17 protein-coding genes are annotated in these 15,981 nt (G+C 61.5%); 14 read left to right on the forward strand and 3 right to left on the reverse strand.

All coding sequences use genetic code 11. The features are described 5' to 3' along the window. The first annotated feature begins 504 nt into the window (after positions 1-504). The 8 genes from K420_RS0100770 to K420_RS17765 all read left to right on the forward strand — a co-directional run bounded on the left by K420_RS0100770 (position 505) and on the right by K420_RS17765 (position 6,488). On the forward strand, positions 505-1,653 hold the full coding sequence (locus tag K420_RS0100770; RefSeq protein WP_027456364.1) for a flagellin: 1,149 nt from the start codon (positions 505-507) through the stop codon (positions 1,651-1,653). 92 nt (positions 1,654-1,745) lie between these two features. After that, positions 1,746-2,126 carry a flagellar protein FlaG gene (locus K420_RS0100775; RefSeq protein ID WP_027456365.1) on the forward strand — a complete coding sequence of 127 codons (381 nt, stop codon included), beginning with the start codon at positions 1,746-1,748 and terminating at the stop codon, positions 2,124-2,126. A 32-nt stretch (positions 2,127-2,158) separates the two neighbouring features. After that, complete coding sequence (gene fliD, locus K420_RS0100780) at positions 2,159-3,541, forward strand: flagellar filament capping protein FliD (RefSeq protein WP_084019516.1); 1,383 nt, start codon at positions 2,159-2,161, stop codon at positions 3,539-3,541. Between the two features lie 21 nt (positions 3,542-3,562). Beyond that, positions 3,563-3,970: a flagellar export chaperone FliS gene (fliS, locus tag K420_RS0100785; protein WP_027456367.1), complete on the forward strand. Its 408-nt coding sequence runs from the start codon at positions 3,563-3,565 to the stop codon at positions 3,968-3,970. Further along, on the forward strand, positions 3,971-4,258 hold the full coding sequence (locus tag K420_RS0100790) for a flagellar protein FliT (protein ID WP_084019517.1): 288 nt from the start codon (positions 3,971-3,973) through the stop codon (positions 4,256-4,258). Continuing rightward, positions 4,255-5,349 carry a flagellar hook-length control protein FliK gene (gene fliK, locus K420_RS17760; protein ID WP_051452894.1) on the forward strand — a complete coding sequence of 365 codons (1,095 nt, stop codon included), beginning with the start codon at positions 4,255-4,257 and terminating at the stop codon, positions 5,347-5,349. The genes K420_RS0100790 and fliK overlap by 4 nt, the downstream gene beginning before the upstream one ends. Next, complete coding sequence (locus K420_RS0100800; RefSeq protein ID WP_027456369.1) at positions 5,330-5,623, forward strand: EscU/YscU/HrcU family type III secretion system export apparatus switch protein; 294 nt, start codon at positions 5,330-5,332, stop codon at positions 5,621-5,623. Before fliK ends, K420_RS0100800 begins: the two co-directional genes overlap by 20 nt. A gap of 70 nt (positions 5,624-5,693) precedes the next feature. After that, positions 5,694-6,488: a flagellar brake protein gene (locus K420_RS17765; protein ID WP_051452895.1), complete on the forward strand. Its 795-nt coding sequence runs from the start codon at positions 5,694-5,696 to the stop codon at positions 6,486-6,488. Positions 6,489-6,490: 2 nt separating this feature from the next. Here the strand turns inward: K420_RS17765 and fliE are convergent, their stop codons facing one another. From fliE to K420_RS17770, 3 genes are read right to left on the reverse strand one after another with little or no spacing between them, the layout of a single operon-like run. Then, on the reverse strand, positions 6,491-6,814 hold the full coding sequence (gene fliE, locus K420_RS0100810) for a flagellar hook-basal body complex protein FliE (protein WP_027456370.1): 324 nt from the start codon (positions 6,812-6,814) through the stop codon (positions 6,491-6,493). 48 nt (positions 6,815-6,862) lie between these two features. Next, positions 6,863-8,227, reverse strand: a complete 1,365-nt coding sequence (locus K420_RS0100815; RefSeq protein WP_027456371.1) for a sigma-54-dependent transcriptional regulator — start codon at positions 8,225-8,227, stop codon at positions 6,863-6,865. Then, positions 8,220-9,416 carry a sensor histidine kinase gene (locus K420_RS17770; RefSeq protein ID WP_035854345.1) on the reverse strand — a complete coding sequence of 399 codons (1,197 nt, stop codon included), beginning with the start codon at positions 9,414-9,416 and terminating at the stop codon, positions 8,220-8,222. Before K420_RS17770 ends, K420_RS0100815 begins: the two co-directional genes overlap by 8 nt. Positions 9,417-9,525: 109 nt before the next feature. Here K420_RS17770 and fliF point away from each other — a divergent pair, with 109 nt between their 5' ends. From fliF to K420_RS19505, 6 genes are all read left to right on the forward strand, one after another. Further along, the gene (gene fliF / locus K420_RS0100825) at positions 9,526-11,280 is read left to right on the forward strand and encodes a flagellar basal-body MS-ring/collar protein FliF (RefSeq protein ID WP_027456372.1); all 1,755 of its coding nucleotides are present in this window, start codon (positions 9,526-9,528) and stop codon (positions 11,278-11,280) included. Continuing rightward, positions 11,270-12,274: a flagellar motor switch protein FliG gene (fliG, locus tag K420_RS0100830; protein ID WP_027456373.1), complete on the forward strand. Its 1,005-nt coding sequence runs from the start codon at positions 11,270-11,272 to the stop codon at positions 12,272-12,274. Before fliF ends, fliG begins: the two co-directional genes overlap by 11 nt. A gap of 2 nt (positions 12,275-12,276) precedes the next feature. Beyond that, a complete protein-coding gene (locus K420_RS0100835; protein WP_027456374.1) occupies positions 12,277-12,996 on the forward strand; it encodes a flagellar assembly protein FliH in 720 nt (239 codons plus the stop codon). After that, on the forward strand, positions 12,978-14,390 hold the full coding sequence (gene fliI, locus K420_RS0100840) for a flagellar protein export ATPase FliI (RefSeq protein WP_051452896.1): 1,413 nt from the start codon (positions 12,978-12,980) through the stop codon (positions 14,388-14,390). Before K420_RS0100835 ends, fliI begins: the two co-directional genes overlap by 19 nt. Before the next feature lie 6 nt (positions 14,391-14,396). Beyond that, positions 14,397-14,858 carry a flagellar export protein FliJ gene (gene fliJ / locus K420_RS0100845; protein ID WP_027456376.1) on the forward strand — a complete coding sequence of 154 codons (462 nt, stop codon included), beginning with the start codon at positions 14,397-14,399 and terminating at the stop codon, positions 14,856-14,858. Positions 14,859-14,931: 73 nt separating this feature from the next. After that, positions 14,932-15,975, forward strand: coding sequence for a flagellar hook-length control protein FliK (locus K420_RS19505; protein WP_027456377.1), 1,044 nt, complete (start codon positions 14,932-14,934; stop codon positions 15,973-15,975). Positions 15,976-15,981: the final 6 nt, after the last annotated feature.

Here is a 15,981-nt window from a genome sequence, read left to right on the forward strand (position 1 = left end):
GAAATCGCCAGCCTGGAAATCAAGCTCGGCATGGACGAGATTTACTTCGAATCCGGCATCGCCTGCTGACCGTGTAGCAGCACTCTCGGCTCTCTTTGAATGGGCGGCCTACTACGGCTTCGATATAGAAGAAGCTTCTGCCTCGAAGCCCCATGTCCTGGATGGGACTCGATCCAGCTGGCGTAGTGCCCTACCCTCTGCCCGGGTGGTCGAAGGCAACATCCTCCGATACATCACTTTCTCACTCCTGAAGCAAGAAACGACGAACGCGGTTCTTCGGCGCACTCCCTCAAGCGCCCCTCCCAGCGATCGGCTTCGACCAAGGAAAACACCAAAATCAACAAACCCCGCAAGGCAATTAAAAAACCTTCTTTTTGCCTAAAGTTTCTTTTGTGCCGTCCGTAAATAAACTTAACGGTGATGCACAGTACAGCAAAGCCGAGGTTTTAAAGGCGCTGGCGTCGAAGGCCGGCAAAAAGGTCAACCGATCCAAGGAGATTGAAAATGGCACAAATCATCAATACCAACATTGCGTCCCTGAATGCTCAGCGCAATCTGAACACTTCGCAAAACTCGCTGAATACGTCGCTGCAGCGCCTTTCTTCCGGTCTGCGTATCAACAGCGCCAAGGACGATGCGGCGGGCTTGGCCATTTCCGAGCGCATGACCTCTCAAATCAAGGGGCTGTCTGTTGCCCAGCGGAATGCGAACGATGGCATCTCTCTCGCCCAAACGGCAGAAGGCGCCCTCGGGGAAATCAGTTCCAACCTGCAGCGTATTCGCGAACTGGCCGTACAAGCCTCGAACGGCACGAACACTCAGGTCGACCGCGATGCGCTGGATGCAGAAGTTACCCAACTCAAATCCGAAATTCAGCGCGTTGCCGAACAGACCACCTTTAACGGCACCAAGCTGATCGACGGCTCTTTCACCGGCGTGGCTTTCCAGGTAGGCGCCGACGCAGGCCAAACCATCACCGTTTCGAGCATCGCCAACGCCCAGACCGCCGCTCTTGGTGGAACCTTGACCCGCTACAGTGCTGCGATCAGCGCCAGCAGCCTGACGGGATATGCCACTCAAATCGCTGCAGGCGGCGTCACCATCAACGGCACCGATATCGGCGCTATCGCGGCAGCCGGCAACGCGCAGGAACGTGCCGGACAATTGGTGGAGGCCATCAACCGTGTGTCGAGCACCACCGCTGTGGGCGCCTCTTACGATGCCGTCAGCGGTCAAATCACCCTGACCTCGAATGCAGCCATCACTGTTGCAGGTACCACCAACAGTGCAACCGTGGCCGGCTGGGCAAACGGTTCGGTGGGCACTTCGACCAGCACGACCGGGATTACGGCCTTGACAGTCAGCTCCTTTACCAACGCGCAACAAACCATTACGCAGATTGACAATGCGTTGAAGAGCGTCAACACGTCTCGTGCCAACTTGGGCGCAATTCAAAATCGCTTCGCTTCGACAATCTCGAACCTGTCCTCTACGACCGAGAATTTGTCCGCCGCCCGCAGCCGTATCCAGGATGCCGATTACGCTGTGGAAACCGCCAACCTGAGCCGTACGCAGATTCTGCAACAGGCGGGTACCGCGATGCTGGCCCAGGCCAAGGCCCTGCCGCAGAACGTTCTGTCCCTGCTGCAGTAAGCATCCCGCAGTAGCCCCGCCCGGCCAGGGCGGCCGGGCGCGGTGGCGGAAACGCCCCGCGCCCTTGGCACACTTACGATCAGGAGCATGCCATGAACGTTTCCAGCATCCCATCCTCACCACCCGGTACTGCTGCCATCGGCAACATCCTGCCGGAGCGGCAGACAGCCAACCGCGCCACTGCCGTCGACAATCTCCCTGTACAAAGCGCGCAGACCACTTCGGCAACCGACTCAACGACAAAGCCGAAGCCGGAAGAACTGGATCAAGCCATCAAGGCTGTGAACGAGTTTGTCAAGCCGTTCAATAACGCACTGAATTTCAGCGTCGACCAGGAAAGCAAAACAACCGTGGTAAAGGTCATCGACCAGAGCACGAAGGAGGTGATCCGCCAGATCCCCTCGGAAGAAATGCTGGCTTTGGCCAAGGCGCTGGATACAATGAAAGGGTTGTTGATTCAACAAAAGGCTTGAATCAGCAGCGGCGTCTCTTGCAGGAGTAAATCATGGCGACCATTACGTCTTTGGGTGTAGGCTCCGGCCTCGATCTCGGCAGCATCGTTTCCGGCCTAATGGCAGTTGAAAAGCAGCCCTTAACCGCACTGAAAACCAGGCAGTCAACGGTGGAAAGCCGCATTTCGGCACTGGGTACGCTCAAGAGCGCCCTGGCCTCCCTGCAGACCGCTGCTGGCAACCTGGTGCCGGGCACCACGCAGACACTCGCCGAGAAGTTTTCGAGCTTCACCGCCAAGAGCGCCGATGAAACGGTTGCCACCGCTACCGCCAAAAGCGGCGTGGCCGCAACGAAGTACACACTGACCAACATTACCTTGGCCAGCGCGGAACAAGTGCGGAAAACCGAAACCGCACTGGGCATCCCCTCCGGTACAGGTAGCGGAACACTGAGCATCAAGGTCGGCAGCGGCGATAGCGTGGATGTCAGCGTCAATAATGGCGCCTCACTAACCGACATCGCCAAGGCAATCAATAGCTCCAAGGCTGGCGTAACAGCCAGCGTGATCAATGACGGCACCGCCAAGCACCTCGTGATTACGGCCAAGGAAAGTGGGGCTAACAACACCATTAGCATTACCGGCAGCACCGGCTGGGAAGGTTTCAACTTCCGCCCGAGTTCGGCCAGCGCGGACACCAATAGCTGGGTTTCGCAACAGGCCGCAACCTCCGCCTCTGTCGATGTCAATGGCCTGACCATCACCAGTCAGAGCAATACAATTTCCGATGCAGTGTCCGGCCTGTCGATTAATTTGCTCAAGGCCAGTTCAGCAGGCACCACAATCAATGTCACTCAGGACAATACGAGCAGCATCACGTCAGCCTTGAATGCTTTCGTGACCGCATATAACACGGCTGCCTCCTCGATGAAGAGCATGGGCGCATACAACGCAACAACCAAGGTGGCTGGTGCATTGCAGGGCGACGCGGTGTTACGTTCAGCTCAGGCTCAGGTTTCCCGCCTCGTCACGGCCAAGTATGGAACCGGCGACCTGCAGACCCTTTCAGACCTCGGTATCTCCCTGCAAAAGGATGGCACCCTGAAGCTGGATAGCACTAAACTCAACAAGGCGATTGAGAACGACTTTGCTGCCGTCAGTGAAATGGTGAGTGCGGTCGGCACAGGTTTCAAAACAGGCCTCAACAGCCTGATTGACTCATCCGGCAGCGTTACGTCAGCTACCGAGAGTGCCAATCGACTGGTCAAGGAATTGCAAAAGCGTCAGGAAGCAATGCAGGACAGGCTGGACAAAATCGAAGAGCGCTACTTCAAGCAATTCTCTGCGCTGGACACCATGATCGCTGGCTTCAACCAGACCTCCTCTTCGCTTGCTTCGATGCTGAGCGCGCTGGAAGTCAATAATTCAAACAAGTAACTTACAGACAGGATATCGAACATGTTCGGCATGATGCGCAACCCCGCTCAAAGCTACGCCAAGGTTGGCTTGGAGGTGGCGGTTGAAACCGCCAGCCCCCACAAGTTGATCCTGATGCTGTTCGACGGCGCAATTGCTGCCATCAATATTGCCAAGTTTGAACTGGAGGCGGGTGATATTCCCAAAAAAGGGGCATCGATTTCCAAGGCGATCGACATCGTCAGCAATGGCTTGCGGGCCAGCCTGGATGTAGATGCCGGGGGCGAACTGGGCGAAAGACTAGCTGCACTGTATGACTACATGATTCAGCGCTTGCTGTTCGCCAATCTGAACAACAGCATTGCTGCGCTGGATGAGGTTGTCGGCTTGCTGGACACCCTGCGCGATGCCTGGACCCAGATCGCCCCGGGAGAACAGGCTGCAGCCTAAATGACGCCTCTAGCACTTGCCAGGGAAGCTGCTTGCCTGTCCGAAGAAATGGTGAAACTGGCCCATGCCCAGGCGTGGGAAACGTTGGCTGAAACGGAACGTCGGCGGGCTGCCGTACTTGCCCGACTTTCCCTCAATGGGCTGTCAGACTCGGCCACTCCCGAGTTCGTCGACCTGCTCAAGCAGATTCAGCGGTGTGACAGCGATGTGCGTAGCCATGTCGAACCCTGGATGGCCAGCGTGAAAACCTTGCTGGCTGGGCTGCAGAGTTCGACCAAACCCAAATGATCCCGCCCGACGTCGCCAGTGCGCTGCGTCTGCAACTGCCCGACCAGGCGAGGCTGACGGCCGAGCAACCCCAAAATCAGCCGGTTGTTGCGGCACAACGGATAACTGACGCACTGCGTGACCTGCAACCGGGGCAGCGCATCATGGCGGAGATCCAGGCCTTGTTGCCCAATGGCAGTTACCGTGCCGTTGTCGGACAACGTGACATTACGCTCGCCTTGCCTTTCTCAGCCAAGGCCGGCGACAGCCTGGAGCTTGAGGTTGTCGATAACGATGGGCAATTGGCCTTTGCCGTCGTAACCAACCGTGGCCGAGGGGATGCAGCCGGCGGGCAAATGGCTTCTGCCAGTACGTCGCTCAGCCAGACAGGCAAGTTGATCGGCGACCTGATTGGCAATGTAGACGACCCGACCAAACGAGCCAGCCCCGCGCCGCTCAACGGCAACCAGCCGCTGGTAGATGATTTTCCGAGGCAAGGGGCTGATCTGGCACCCGTGCTCAAGGAAGCATTGACCAAGAGCGGAGTTTTCTATGAGGCTCATCAGGCCCGCTGGGTAGCTGGCGAGTTGTCGACCGACACCTTGCGCCAGGAGCCGCAGGGTAAGTTACCAGCCGGCATCCCGTCGGGATTGGCAGACACCTCGCCGCCGCCCCGCTCCGAAGTACCCCCCCAGAGCGCACGCCCAGAAGCGCCCCCTCAGGCCGGAGGCATCCCACAGGAAGTCAGACCGGTGGTTCAGCAGCAGCTTGATGCACTGGCGACACAGAATTACGCGTGGCAGGGGCAAATCTGGCCCGGGCAGCAGATGCACTGGGAAATTTCAGAAAACCCGGACCGCCAGGCACAGGAGACAGGCGAGACTTCAAGCAGCTGGCAGACGCGGCTGCGTTTGGCCTTGCCCAGCCTAGGTGGCATCGACGCAGCACTGCGCCTGCAGCCAGGCGGAAATGTCGAACTGGCGCTGACGGCCAACTCGACAGCCAGCGAGGCTCGCTTGCGCGAGCGCATCGGCGATCTGCGCAATCAATTCGAAGCAAGCGGCCTGCGGCTCGTTCAGGCTCAGGTACAACATGGCGAAATCGCCGAGTGACACGACGCGCGAGGCGGTTGCCCTTGCCTACGGCCAGACCGACGCGGCGCCCCGCGTGGTGGCCAAGGGCAAGGGGCTGATCGCCGAACAGATCATCGCCCGGGCCAAGGAACATGGGGTGTATGTCCATGAGTCGCCAGAGTTGGTGGCGCTATTGACGCAGGTGGACATTGACGAGCACATTCCCCCCCAGCTGTACTTGGCGGTTGCCGAATTGTTGGCCTGGCTTTACCGGATCGAGCATGGCCATGCCGGCCCGGAGTTGCCACGCTAATCCGGTGGCATGAACGACGTGAGCGGCGGGATGGTTTACCATTGCGTCAATTCACTCCTGTTAGCCGCGCATGACAGCCTCTCGCGACGATCACTCCGCACCGGATTTCGAAATCGATCATTTGACGGAATACGGGCAGTATTTCGTCGATAGCCCCTCGGAAATTGCGTATTACCTGAACTTGCTAATTCGCAAGGGAAAATTATTGTCGGTATATATCGATGGTGGGGCGCGCTATTTCCTGACCGCCCTGCTCGGACTGGATGAAGCGCGCGGCCTGCTCTTGCTTGATCCGGCTTCGGACGAAGCCCTGAACATTCAGGCGAAAGCAGCCGGCAAACTGACGCTGACCGCCAGCCTGAACCGGGTGAAGATGCAGTTCCGCCTGCCGCCCCCGGTGGAGGACAAGCACCAGGACCGGCGCGCGCTGGCTGCACCACTCCCGGACCGCCTGCTACGCCTGCAGCGCCGGGAATACTTTCGCCTCCAACCGCCTGTCGCCGCCCCGCTCCGCTGCCGGATCGAACTGACCGATGCAGCAGGGGAAAACCGGCTCGTCGAATGGGGCGTGGCCGATATCAGTGCCGGTGGCGTCAGCCTGATTGTCCCCATGACTGAACAAGCCGCCTGCCGGCCCGACACCCTGCTGGAAAACTGCCGACTGGAAATCCCCGATGACGGGGTTGTTCTCATCAACCTGCGGGTGAGGAAGGTTGTGGAATTGTCCACCGAGCACGGACTGAACCAGCTACGAGTGGGATGCAAGTTCGTGAACGTACCCGCCAGCCGCCTGGCCGTGGTGGAGCGCTACATCACGCGGATTGAGCGACAACGAACGGCAAAATTTTCCGGTCTGGCGGATTAACCCTAGACTTGAATGTTCATCACGTCCTGATAGGCCGTGACCAGCTTGTTACGCACCTGCACCATCTCCTGGAAGGAAACGCTGGCAGTTTGCAGGGCGATCATGACCTCGTGGAGATTCTGGCTGGTATCGCCGGCGGCAAGTTTTTCCGCCATCTGATTGGCGCTCTGCTGGGTCTGGTTGACCTTGTCGATGGAGTTTTGCAAAACCTGAGCGAAATCGGTGGCGCCTGCAACCGGCGCCGTGCCGGCGGCAGGCTTGCCGGTGGCTTGTGCGGCCGTACTGCGCAGCACGCTCAACATTTGTTCGATTCCGTTCGTATCCATGATTGGCTCCCATTCGACCGCTGGATTACAAGCAATTCTCAGGCCAGATCAACCCTGAAAATAACCTTCGTCACGGTATTGCTGCAGCTTGTAGCGCAAGGTTCGCTCCGAGATACCGAGGCGCTCAATGGCTTTCTTGCGTGACCCGCCCACTTCGGCCAGGGTGCGCAGAATGTGGTCGCGCTCCAAGTCCTTCATATTATCGGCTCTTTTTTCGGTTTCCGGCAGCGCCGACGGGGCGGGGATTTCAGCAGCCAATGGCGGCGACGCAGCTTCGGTGGGGCGAGGCGCCAGGTTGAGCGCTTCAGGTTCGATGACCGGGCCGGAAGCCATGATCAGGGCGCGCTGAATGATGTTTTCCAGCTCCCGGATGTTGCCCGGCCAGGTATGTGCACGGAGTTGGGCTTCGGCAGCCGACGACAGGCGCATACCCGTCCGCCCGAAGCGCCCGCCATGCTCGGCAACGAAATGGCGGGCGATGGGCACGATGTCCTCCGGCCGCTGGCGCAGGGCAGGAATGGCGATGGGGAAGACATTGAGCCGGTAGTAGAGGTCTTCACGAAAGACCCCCTTGGCGACGGCCTCCGCCATGTCGCGATTGGAGGTAGCCACGATGCGGATGTTGAGCGGCACCGGCTTCTTGCCGCCGACCCGCTCGACTTCACGCTCCTGCAGCACGCGCAGCAATTTGGCCTGCAGGCCCATCGGCATTTCCGTGACTTCGTCGAGCAGCAAGGTGCCATCCTGCGCCTGCTCAAATTTTCCGGCCTGCGCCTGCTGCGCCCCGGTAAAGGCGCCCTTTTCATAACCGAACAAGGTCGCTTCGAGCAGACTGTCCGGAATGGCGGCACAGTTGATGGCAACGAAGGGGCCTGCCTGGCGAGCCGAATGGCGATGGATGAAGCGAGCGACCACTTCCTTGCCAACGCCCGATTCACCCGTGAGCAGCACGGTCGCATCGGTTTGCGCGACACGCTGGGCGATGGCAAATAGTTCGCGGCTGGCCGGGTCGTTGGCAACCACGCCGGCCCCATCGTCCGCCGCCGGCAATTCGTATTTATTGATGTGGGCGAGCAGCGCCTGCGGCTCGAAGGGTTTGAGCAGGAAGTCGCAAGCGCCGGAGCGCATGGCGTCGACCGCCTTGTCGACCTCGGCATAGGCGGTCATCAGCACGACCGGCAGGTGCGGCAGACGGGCGCGGATCTCCTTGAGCAGGGTGATGCCATCCATCGGCATCATGCGCACATCGCTGACCACGATGGAAAAGGCTTGCTCGCCGAGCACCCGCAAGGCTGCTTCCCCGCCATCGACAGCAACGTAGGCGCGTCCGGCCAGTTCGAGCGTATCGCCAATGGCCTCGCGCAGGCTGGGATCGTCTTCGACGACGAGAACAGGCAGGTTGTGTTCAGACATTCACTTCTCTTTCGTTTTCCGGGGAGGCGACCGGCAAGGCCAATATGAACTCGGCGCCGGCACCGGGCTCGGAAAGCAGTTCGATACTGCCGCCATGGGCGCGGGCGACGCCCAGCGCGATGGCCAGCCCCAGTCCGGTACCCTGCCCCTTGGTGGTGAAAAAGGGCTCGAAGATCCGCGCCTGGTTTTCCCGGCTGATGCCGGGGCCGCTATCGCGCACGCCGAGCGCCAGCAGATCGCCGCTGCGTTTGCCGGTGAGGCAAATTTTGCCGCCGGCCGGTGTCGCCTGCATGGCGTTTTCCAGCAGATTGACCAGCGCACCGAACAGGGCCTTGCGGCTGCCGACGATGATCGCCCGCTGGCAGTCGTCATCTATTGCAAATGTCAGGCCATGCTCACGCATCAGGGGTTCGACGGTTTGCGCCGCTTCAGCCAGCAGGTCGCTGGCGTCGATTACATCGCGCCCGATGCTTTCGCCCCGGGCGAAGAGGAGTACGTCCTGGATCAAGCGCTCCAGGCGGCGCAACTGGGCCGTCGCCTTATCCGAAAAGCGCGCCCGGGCTTCGTCGGCGACGCCCGGTTGTCCGAGATTGGCCGTGTATAGCAGGGCAGCGGCCAGCGGGGTACGCAACTGGTGGGCGAGGGAGGCGGCCATTTCGCCCATTGCGGCCAGGCGCTGGCTGCGCTCCAGTTCGGTTTTCATGCGATGTGCCGCGCTGATGTCGTGCACCAGCAGAATCTTGCCGCCGGCCGAGGGCAGCGCGCTCTCCGCGATAGAGAGGCGCCGGCTGCCACACAGCCATTCGCCGACGGTGAGCGTCGGTTCAAGGTGATCGCGAGCGACATCGCCCCAGTGGCGGCCGACAATGTCGGCACCGAACAGCGCGATGGCCGCCGGGTTGACCGCCGCGACGACAGCCAGTGCATCGAGCAGGATCACGCCGGCCGGCAGGGCATCGAGCAGCGAGGAGAGGCGCTCGGAAAGCGCTTCCTTTTCCTGGTATTGCCGCCGCAACTCACCGTTGGCAACCGCCAGTTCCTCGGTCAGCGAGGCAACCTGGCCCTGCAGCGCCTCGTATGCCTGCGTCAACTCGGCCGACACCTGGTTGAACATGGCGAAAGCCCGCTGCAGTTCGGCGGTCTTGTCGTCGGCGAGAGGCTTTGGGGGATTTGCCTGGTCGGCTGGCATCGAAAAAAGTTAGGGTGGATTCAGGCGCGGTAATAGTAGAATATTTCTAGGAAAATTTGGCTTCTTGATTGATTCTTCTTCTGTTTCACCGTATTTCACCCGAGCATTGATGGCAGCAACCACTGAGACGACAGCAGGAAGCGCACCGGCAGGCAACCCGGTCGAGCGTCTGCGCGAGGCCTTCGACCGCCTCGGCAGCCAGCAGAAGATCGTCTTCATGGTCGCCATCGCCGCTCTCGTCGCGGTGATCGTCGGCACGATCCTGTGGAGCCGGCAACCGGACTGGAAAGTCCTCTTTTCCAACCTGAACGAGAAGGATGGCGGCTCGATCGCCGCCGTTCTCGAGCAGCAGAACATTCCGCATCGTTACAGCGATAGCGGTGCACTGCTCGTTCCGAGCGAGCGCGTGCATGAGGTCCGTCTGAAGCTGGCCTCGCAGGGGCTGCCTCGAGGTGGCATGGTCGGCTTCGAACTGATGGAGAACCAGAAATTCGGCGTCAGTCAGTTTGCCGAACAGGTCAACTACCAGCGCGGCCTGGAGGGCGAACTGGCGCGGACCATCCAATCGATCGGCGCGGTGCAGTCGGCCCGTGTTCACCTGGCCATTCCCAAGCCTTCGGTCTTCGTGCGCGAAGAACTGAAGCCGACCGCCTCGGTGATGCTCAACCTCTATCCCGGCCGGGCGCTGGATGGCGCACAGATTGCCGGCATCACCCACCTGGTGTCCTCCAGCGTGCCGCAACTGCCGGCGTCGAATGTCACGGTAATCGACCAGAACGGTGCCTTGCTGTCGCAGTTGAAGAACCGGCTGACCGAGGCCGGACTGGATCCGACGCAAATCAAGTACGTGCGCGAAATCGAAAACACCGTGGTCAAGCGCATCGAGGATATCCTGAGCCCGATGCTCGGCCAAGGTAATTACAAGGTACAGGTGGCGGCCGACATCGATTTTTCGCAAACCGAGCAGACGGCCGAGAGCTACCGCCCGAACAGCACGCCGGAATCGACCAGCATCCGCAGTCAGCAAAACAACGAAACGGCCAACGTCAACCAGGCAGCAGGCGGCGTACCCGGCGCACTGACCAACCAGCCGCCGGTTCCCGCCACAGCGCCGCTCACCGCGCCACCGACCGGCAACGTGCCGCCCGCCCCGGTGCCGGGCAAGCCGGGCGAGGTACCGCCCGGCAAGATCGACGCGGCCGGCGTCACGGCTCCGCTCAACGCAGCCGGGCAACCGATCAGCACAAGCAAGAACTCGACCATCAATTACGAGCTGGACAAGACCATCCGCTACACCCGCCAGGGCATGGGCGACATCCGCCGCTTGTCGGCTGCCGTCGTGGTCAATCACCGCAAGGATGTCGACAAGACCGGCAAGCCGGTCACCAAGCCGCTGGCCGACGCCGAAATGAAGCAGATCAACGATCTGGTGCGCGAAGCGATGGGCTACAGCAGGGAACGGGGCGACACGTTGTCGGTCGCCAATGCACCCTTCACTGCCGTCGACAAGAGCGAGAGCGACTTGCCGGTGTGGAAGGATCCGGAAAACGTTGCCTACCTGAAGGACATCCTGAAGTACCTGCTGATCGCCGGTATCGTCGCCTTCATCTATCTCAAGATCATCCAGCCTTCGCTGAAGACGATGTTCCCGCCGCCAGAGAAGGAACAGCCGGGCGAAGCCGGCGGGGAAGGTGGCGGTCTGTTCGGCGGGGTCGCCGGCGCGGAAGGGGAGGAGGAAGGTGCGACCGAGGTGCATATCGACCACTACGCGGTCAAGGTACAGAAGGCGCGCGATATCGCCGACAAGGATCCGAAGGCAATCGCCAACATGATCAAGGACTGGATGGGCGTCAATGGCAACTAGCCCCGAAGAAGGACTCGAGAAGAGCGCCACGCTGCTCATTGCGCTGGGCGAGGATCACGCCGCCGAGGTGCTCAAGCATCTCGGCCCGCGCGAGGTACAGAAACTTGGCCATGCCATGGCCTCCCTCAAGTCGGTACCGCGCGCCAAGGTCGAGGGCATTCTGGACGAATTCCTGCAGATTTCCGAGGAGCACGCGGCTGTCCACGTCGACACCGACAACTACATCCGCTCGGTGCTGACCAAGGCGCTGGGCGACGACAAGGCCTCCAACCTGATTTCGCGCATCCTGCAGAGCGGCGAGACATCCGGTATCGAGGGCCTGAAGTGGATGGATGCCGGCACGGTCGCCGATCTGATCAAGAACGAACATCCGCAGATCATCGCGACCATCCTGGTGCACCTGGAGCACGACCACGCCAGTGAGATCCTCAACCACTTCACGGAGCGCCTGCGCAACGACGTAGTGCTGCGCATCGCGACGCTGGAAGGCATCCAGCCAGCCGCCCTGCGCGAGTTGAACGAGGCGATGATGCGCATCCTGGCCGGCTCGGCGAGCATGAAGAAGACGGCGATGGGCGGGGTGCGCACGGTGGCGGAGATTCTCAACTTCATCGGTACGGCGAACGAGACTTCGGTGGTCGACGCGATTCGCGAGTACGACCCGGACCTCGCCCAGAAGATCCTCGACGAGATGTTCGTCTTCGAGAACCTGATGGATATCGACGACCGCTCGGTCCAGTTGATCCTGCGCGAGGTGCAATCCGATTCGCTGATCCTAGCCCTGAAGGGGGCCTCGCCCGAACTGCGCGAGAAAATCTTCAAGAACATGTCGCAGCGGGCCGCCGAGATGCTGCGCGAAGACCTCGAATCGAAGGGTCCGGTCCGCCTGTCCGAAGTCGAAGCCGAGCAGAAGGAAATCCTCAAGATCGTGCGCCGCCTGGCCGACGAAGGGCAAATCGTGCTCGGCGGTGCCGGCGGCGAACAGATGGTCTGACCATGTCCGGCGTCATCCCCAAGGAGAAACTCGCAGGTTATCAGCGCTGGCAGATCGGCTCTTTCGACAAGCCAGCCGTTGCCCCCGCCCGGCCGGCCAGCGAGCCGGCCCCGCCCCCCCCCACCAGCCAGCCAGCCGAGCCGGAGGAAGCGATCGAGACCGTCGCGAGTATCCCCTTTCCCACCGCTGACGATCTGGCCCGGATCAACGAGGAAGCGCGCAGCGAGGGTTACCAGCGGGGTTATGAGGAAGGCCGGGCCGCCGGTGAAGCCGAGTTGCAGGCAAAAATGGACGAACAAGTCGCCCATTTGACGAACCTCATCGGCAACCTGCAGACTTCGCTCACCCAACTCGATCAGCATGTCGCCGACCAACTGCTCGACCTGTCGCTTGAGGTCGCAGCGCAGATTCTGCGAACCAGCCTGAAAATCGATCGGGAACTGTTGTTGCCGCTCATCCGTGAAGCCATCAACGAGCTGCCGCTACACCACGGCACCATTTCGCTCTACCTCAATCCGGCCGATGCCACAGCCCTCACCCCGCTGCTCAAGGAACAGCTGACGCACACCGGAGCCCACATCGTGGCTGACAGCAACATTGCCGAAGGCGGCTGTGTGATCAAAGCCGGCAGCAGCGAGATCGATGCCAGCATGGGCGTCCGCTGGCGTCGCGTGCTGGAAGCGATCGGCATTAAAGCCAAGGAATGGCTGCCGAACCCGTAACCCCTTCCGACCATATCGGTCGCTGGCAACGTTACCTGGCCAACTGCCAGACGGCGGTCAGCCAGGCACAACCGCTCTGGCCGAGCGGCCGGCTGACCCGCATCAACGGCCTGGTCATGGAGGCCTCCGGCCTGAAGCTGCCGCTGGGCAGCACCTGCAGCATCATTCCCGGCAGTGGTACACCGGTCGAGGCGGAAGTCGTCGGCTTTGCCGGCGAGAAGATCTACCTGATGCCTTCCGATGATGTCTTTGGTCTGGCACCGGGTGCCCGGGTTGAAGCCGTCGATCTCCCGGCCACGCCCTTACGGGTCGACGCGCCCTATTTCAAGCGGCGCCGGGCTATCGACAAGGCGAAACAGGTGCCGGTCGGCGATCAATTGCTGGGGCGTGTCGTTGACGGCGTCGGGCGGCCGCTCGACAACAAGGGCGCGCTGGCCGTCGATGCCACCCGCTCGCTGCAGAGCCGGCCCTTCAACCCGATGATGCGGGCAGCCATCGAGCAGCCGCTCGACGTCGGCATCCGCGCCATCAATGCCCTGCTCACCGTCGGCCGCGGCCAGCGCATGGGCTTGTTCGCCGGCTCGGGCGTCGGCAAGTCGGTCCTGCTCGGCATGATGGCCCGCTACACCGAGGCCGAGGTCATCGTCGTCGGCCTGATCGGCGAACGCGGCCGCGAGGTCAAGGAATTCATCGAGCACATCCTGGGCGACGAAGGCATGCGCCGCTCCGTCGTCGTCGCCGCGCCGGCCGATACCGGACCCCTGATGCGCCTGCAGGGCGCCGCCTACGCGACGACCATCGCCGAATATTTCCGCGACCAGGGCAAGCAGGTGCTGCTCATCATGGATTCGCTCACCCGCTATGCCATGGCACAACGCGAGATCGCCCTGGCCATCGGCGAACCCCCGGCGACTCGGGGCTACCCGCCCTCCGTCTTCGCCCGCCTGCCGCAACTGGTCGAACGCGCCGGCAACGGTCCCGAAGGGGGCGGCTCGATCACGGCCTTCTACACCGTGCTGGCCGAGGGCGACGACCAGCAGGATCCGATCGCCGATTCGGCACGCGCCATCCTCGACGGCCATATTGTGCTCTCCCGCACGCTGGCCGATGCCGGTCATTACCCGGCTATCGACATCGAACAGTCGATCAGCCGGGCCATGGTCAACCTGATCGACGCGGAGCATCTCGACCAGATCCGCAAGTTCAAGGTCCTGTTCGCCCGCTACCAGCGCTCGCGCGACCTGATCTCGGTCGGCGCCTATGCCCCCGGCTCGGACCCGGTACTCGACCAGGCCATCGCCCTCTATCCGCGCATGGAAGCCTTCCTGCAACAACAACTGGTCGAGCAATCCGATTTCCCCAACAGTCTCGACGCCCTTCGCAACCTGCTCTAATCGTCCATGGCCCAACCCTTCTCCCTGCAACCCCTGCTCGAACTGATGCAGACGCGCACCGATGAGGCGACGCGGACGCTCGGCAAACTGATCGCAGCGGAGCAAAGCCAGCGCAGCCGGCTGCAGATGCTCGAGCAATACCGCGAGGAATACGCCCAGCGCCTACGGGACAGTATCGCCCAAGGCATCACGCGGCTGGTCATGCTGAACTACCAGGAATTCCTCGCCCGTATCGACGAAGCCATCGAGCAGCAACGGATCGTCGTCCAGAACTCCGAACTCAGCACCAAGGCCGGACAGGAGCAGTGGAAGGCCCAGAACCGCCAGCTCAAGGCGATCGATACCCTGTCGCAACGCCACGACGCCCGCCAGCGCTATCGTGAAAACCGTCAGGAGCAGAAGCTGCAGGACGAGTTCACCACCCGCAAGTTCGGCCCCCCCGCCCCTTCCGACGGCAGCGACGATTAGGCGGACTCCCGCGCCGCATCGGGCACGCACATTGCTTACCAACCCCTGAGATATCCATTCCAGGGAGAAGGCCATGGGCCTGAGTGTCATTTCCGCTATTGCCCCCCCCGTTAACACGACGTCAGCCAACCTGACGAGTGAAGCAACCGGCGCCCTGCCCGGCAGTTTTGCGGCGCTGCTTTCCGGCCAGACGCTGGCTAGCCTGCTCGCACCGGCAGCAAGCTCACCGGGCCTACCCGGCAAAGCAGGGCTGGATGGGGAGGAGAGGGGTAGCGGCGAAGCCCTGATGACAGACCCGGCGACGAACCCGATCGATCCGGCGGCACTGGTCGCCCTGCTCGGCAATCCCCAGGTCCAGCCCACCATTTCGACACGCCCGACGATCGGCCAGGAACAGCCATCTGCCAACGACGCCCTCACCCCGGATGCCGGTTTGTCCAGCCCGCAACTGGGCAACGATCGCCGGGGCGATACCCAGCGCGACACACCGCTTGCGGCCTCGCTGACTGCCCTAGACGAACGGCCAAGCGCAGGGCTGTCTGGCGCAACTGACCGGGCCCAGCGTGCCGACGCGGCAAATATTGCCGCCCCCGGCGAGCAGGTGCCCCCGGCATCACCCTTCCAGGTAAATCTGAGCGCCGCCCAGCAGACACGCGAATCGCCCACCAGCCAGCCGGCGAGTATCGCCGCACCGCTGCACAGTCAGGCATGGCCGCAGCAGTTTGGTGAAAAGCTGGTCTGGATGGTAAAGAACGACCAGCAAACCGCCCAGATCAACCTGAATCCACCGCAGCTCGGTCCGCTGCAGATCACCTTGAACCTGAGCGGCGATCAGGCAACTGCCGTATTTGCCTCGCCGCACGCCGAAGTCCGCCAAGCCATCGAAAGTTCGCTACCGCAGCTGCGTGACATGCTGTCAGCCACTGGTATCGCATTGGGTGACGCCAACGTGGGAGCGAATCTGGCCCAGCAAAACCAGAACAATGCCTTCCAGCCCCCGAACAGAGCCCAATCGACCCTCGAAAACGCTATACTCCCGGCCAATGACAATGCGCCAGTCGCAGGTACCGCAACGCCTCTGCACCATGGCCGGGGCCTGGTAGACCTGTTCGCCTGACGCTTA

Source organism: Dechloromonas agitata is5 (genome assembly GCF_000519045.1).
Classification (GTDB): domain Bacteria; phylum Pseudomonadota; class Gammaproteobacteria; order Burkholderiales; family Rhodocyclaceae; genus Azonexus; species Azonexus agitatus.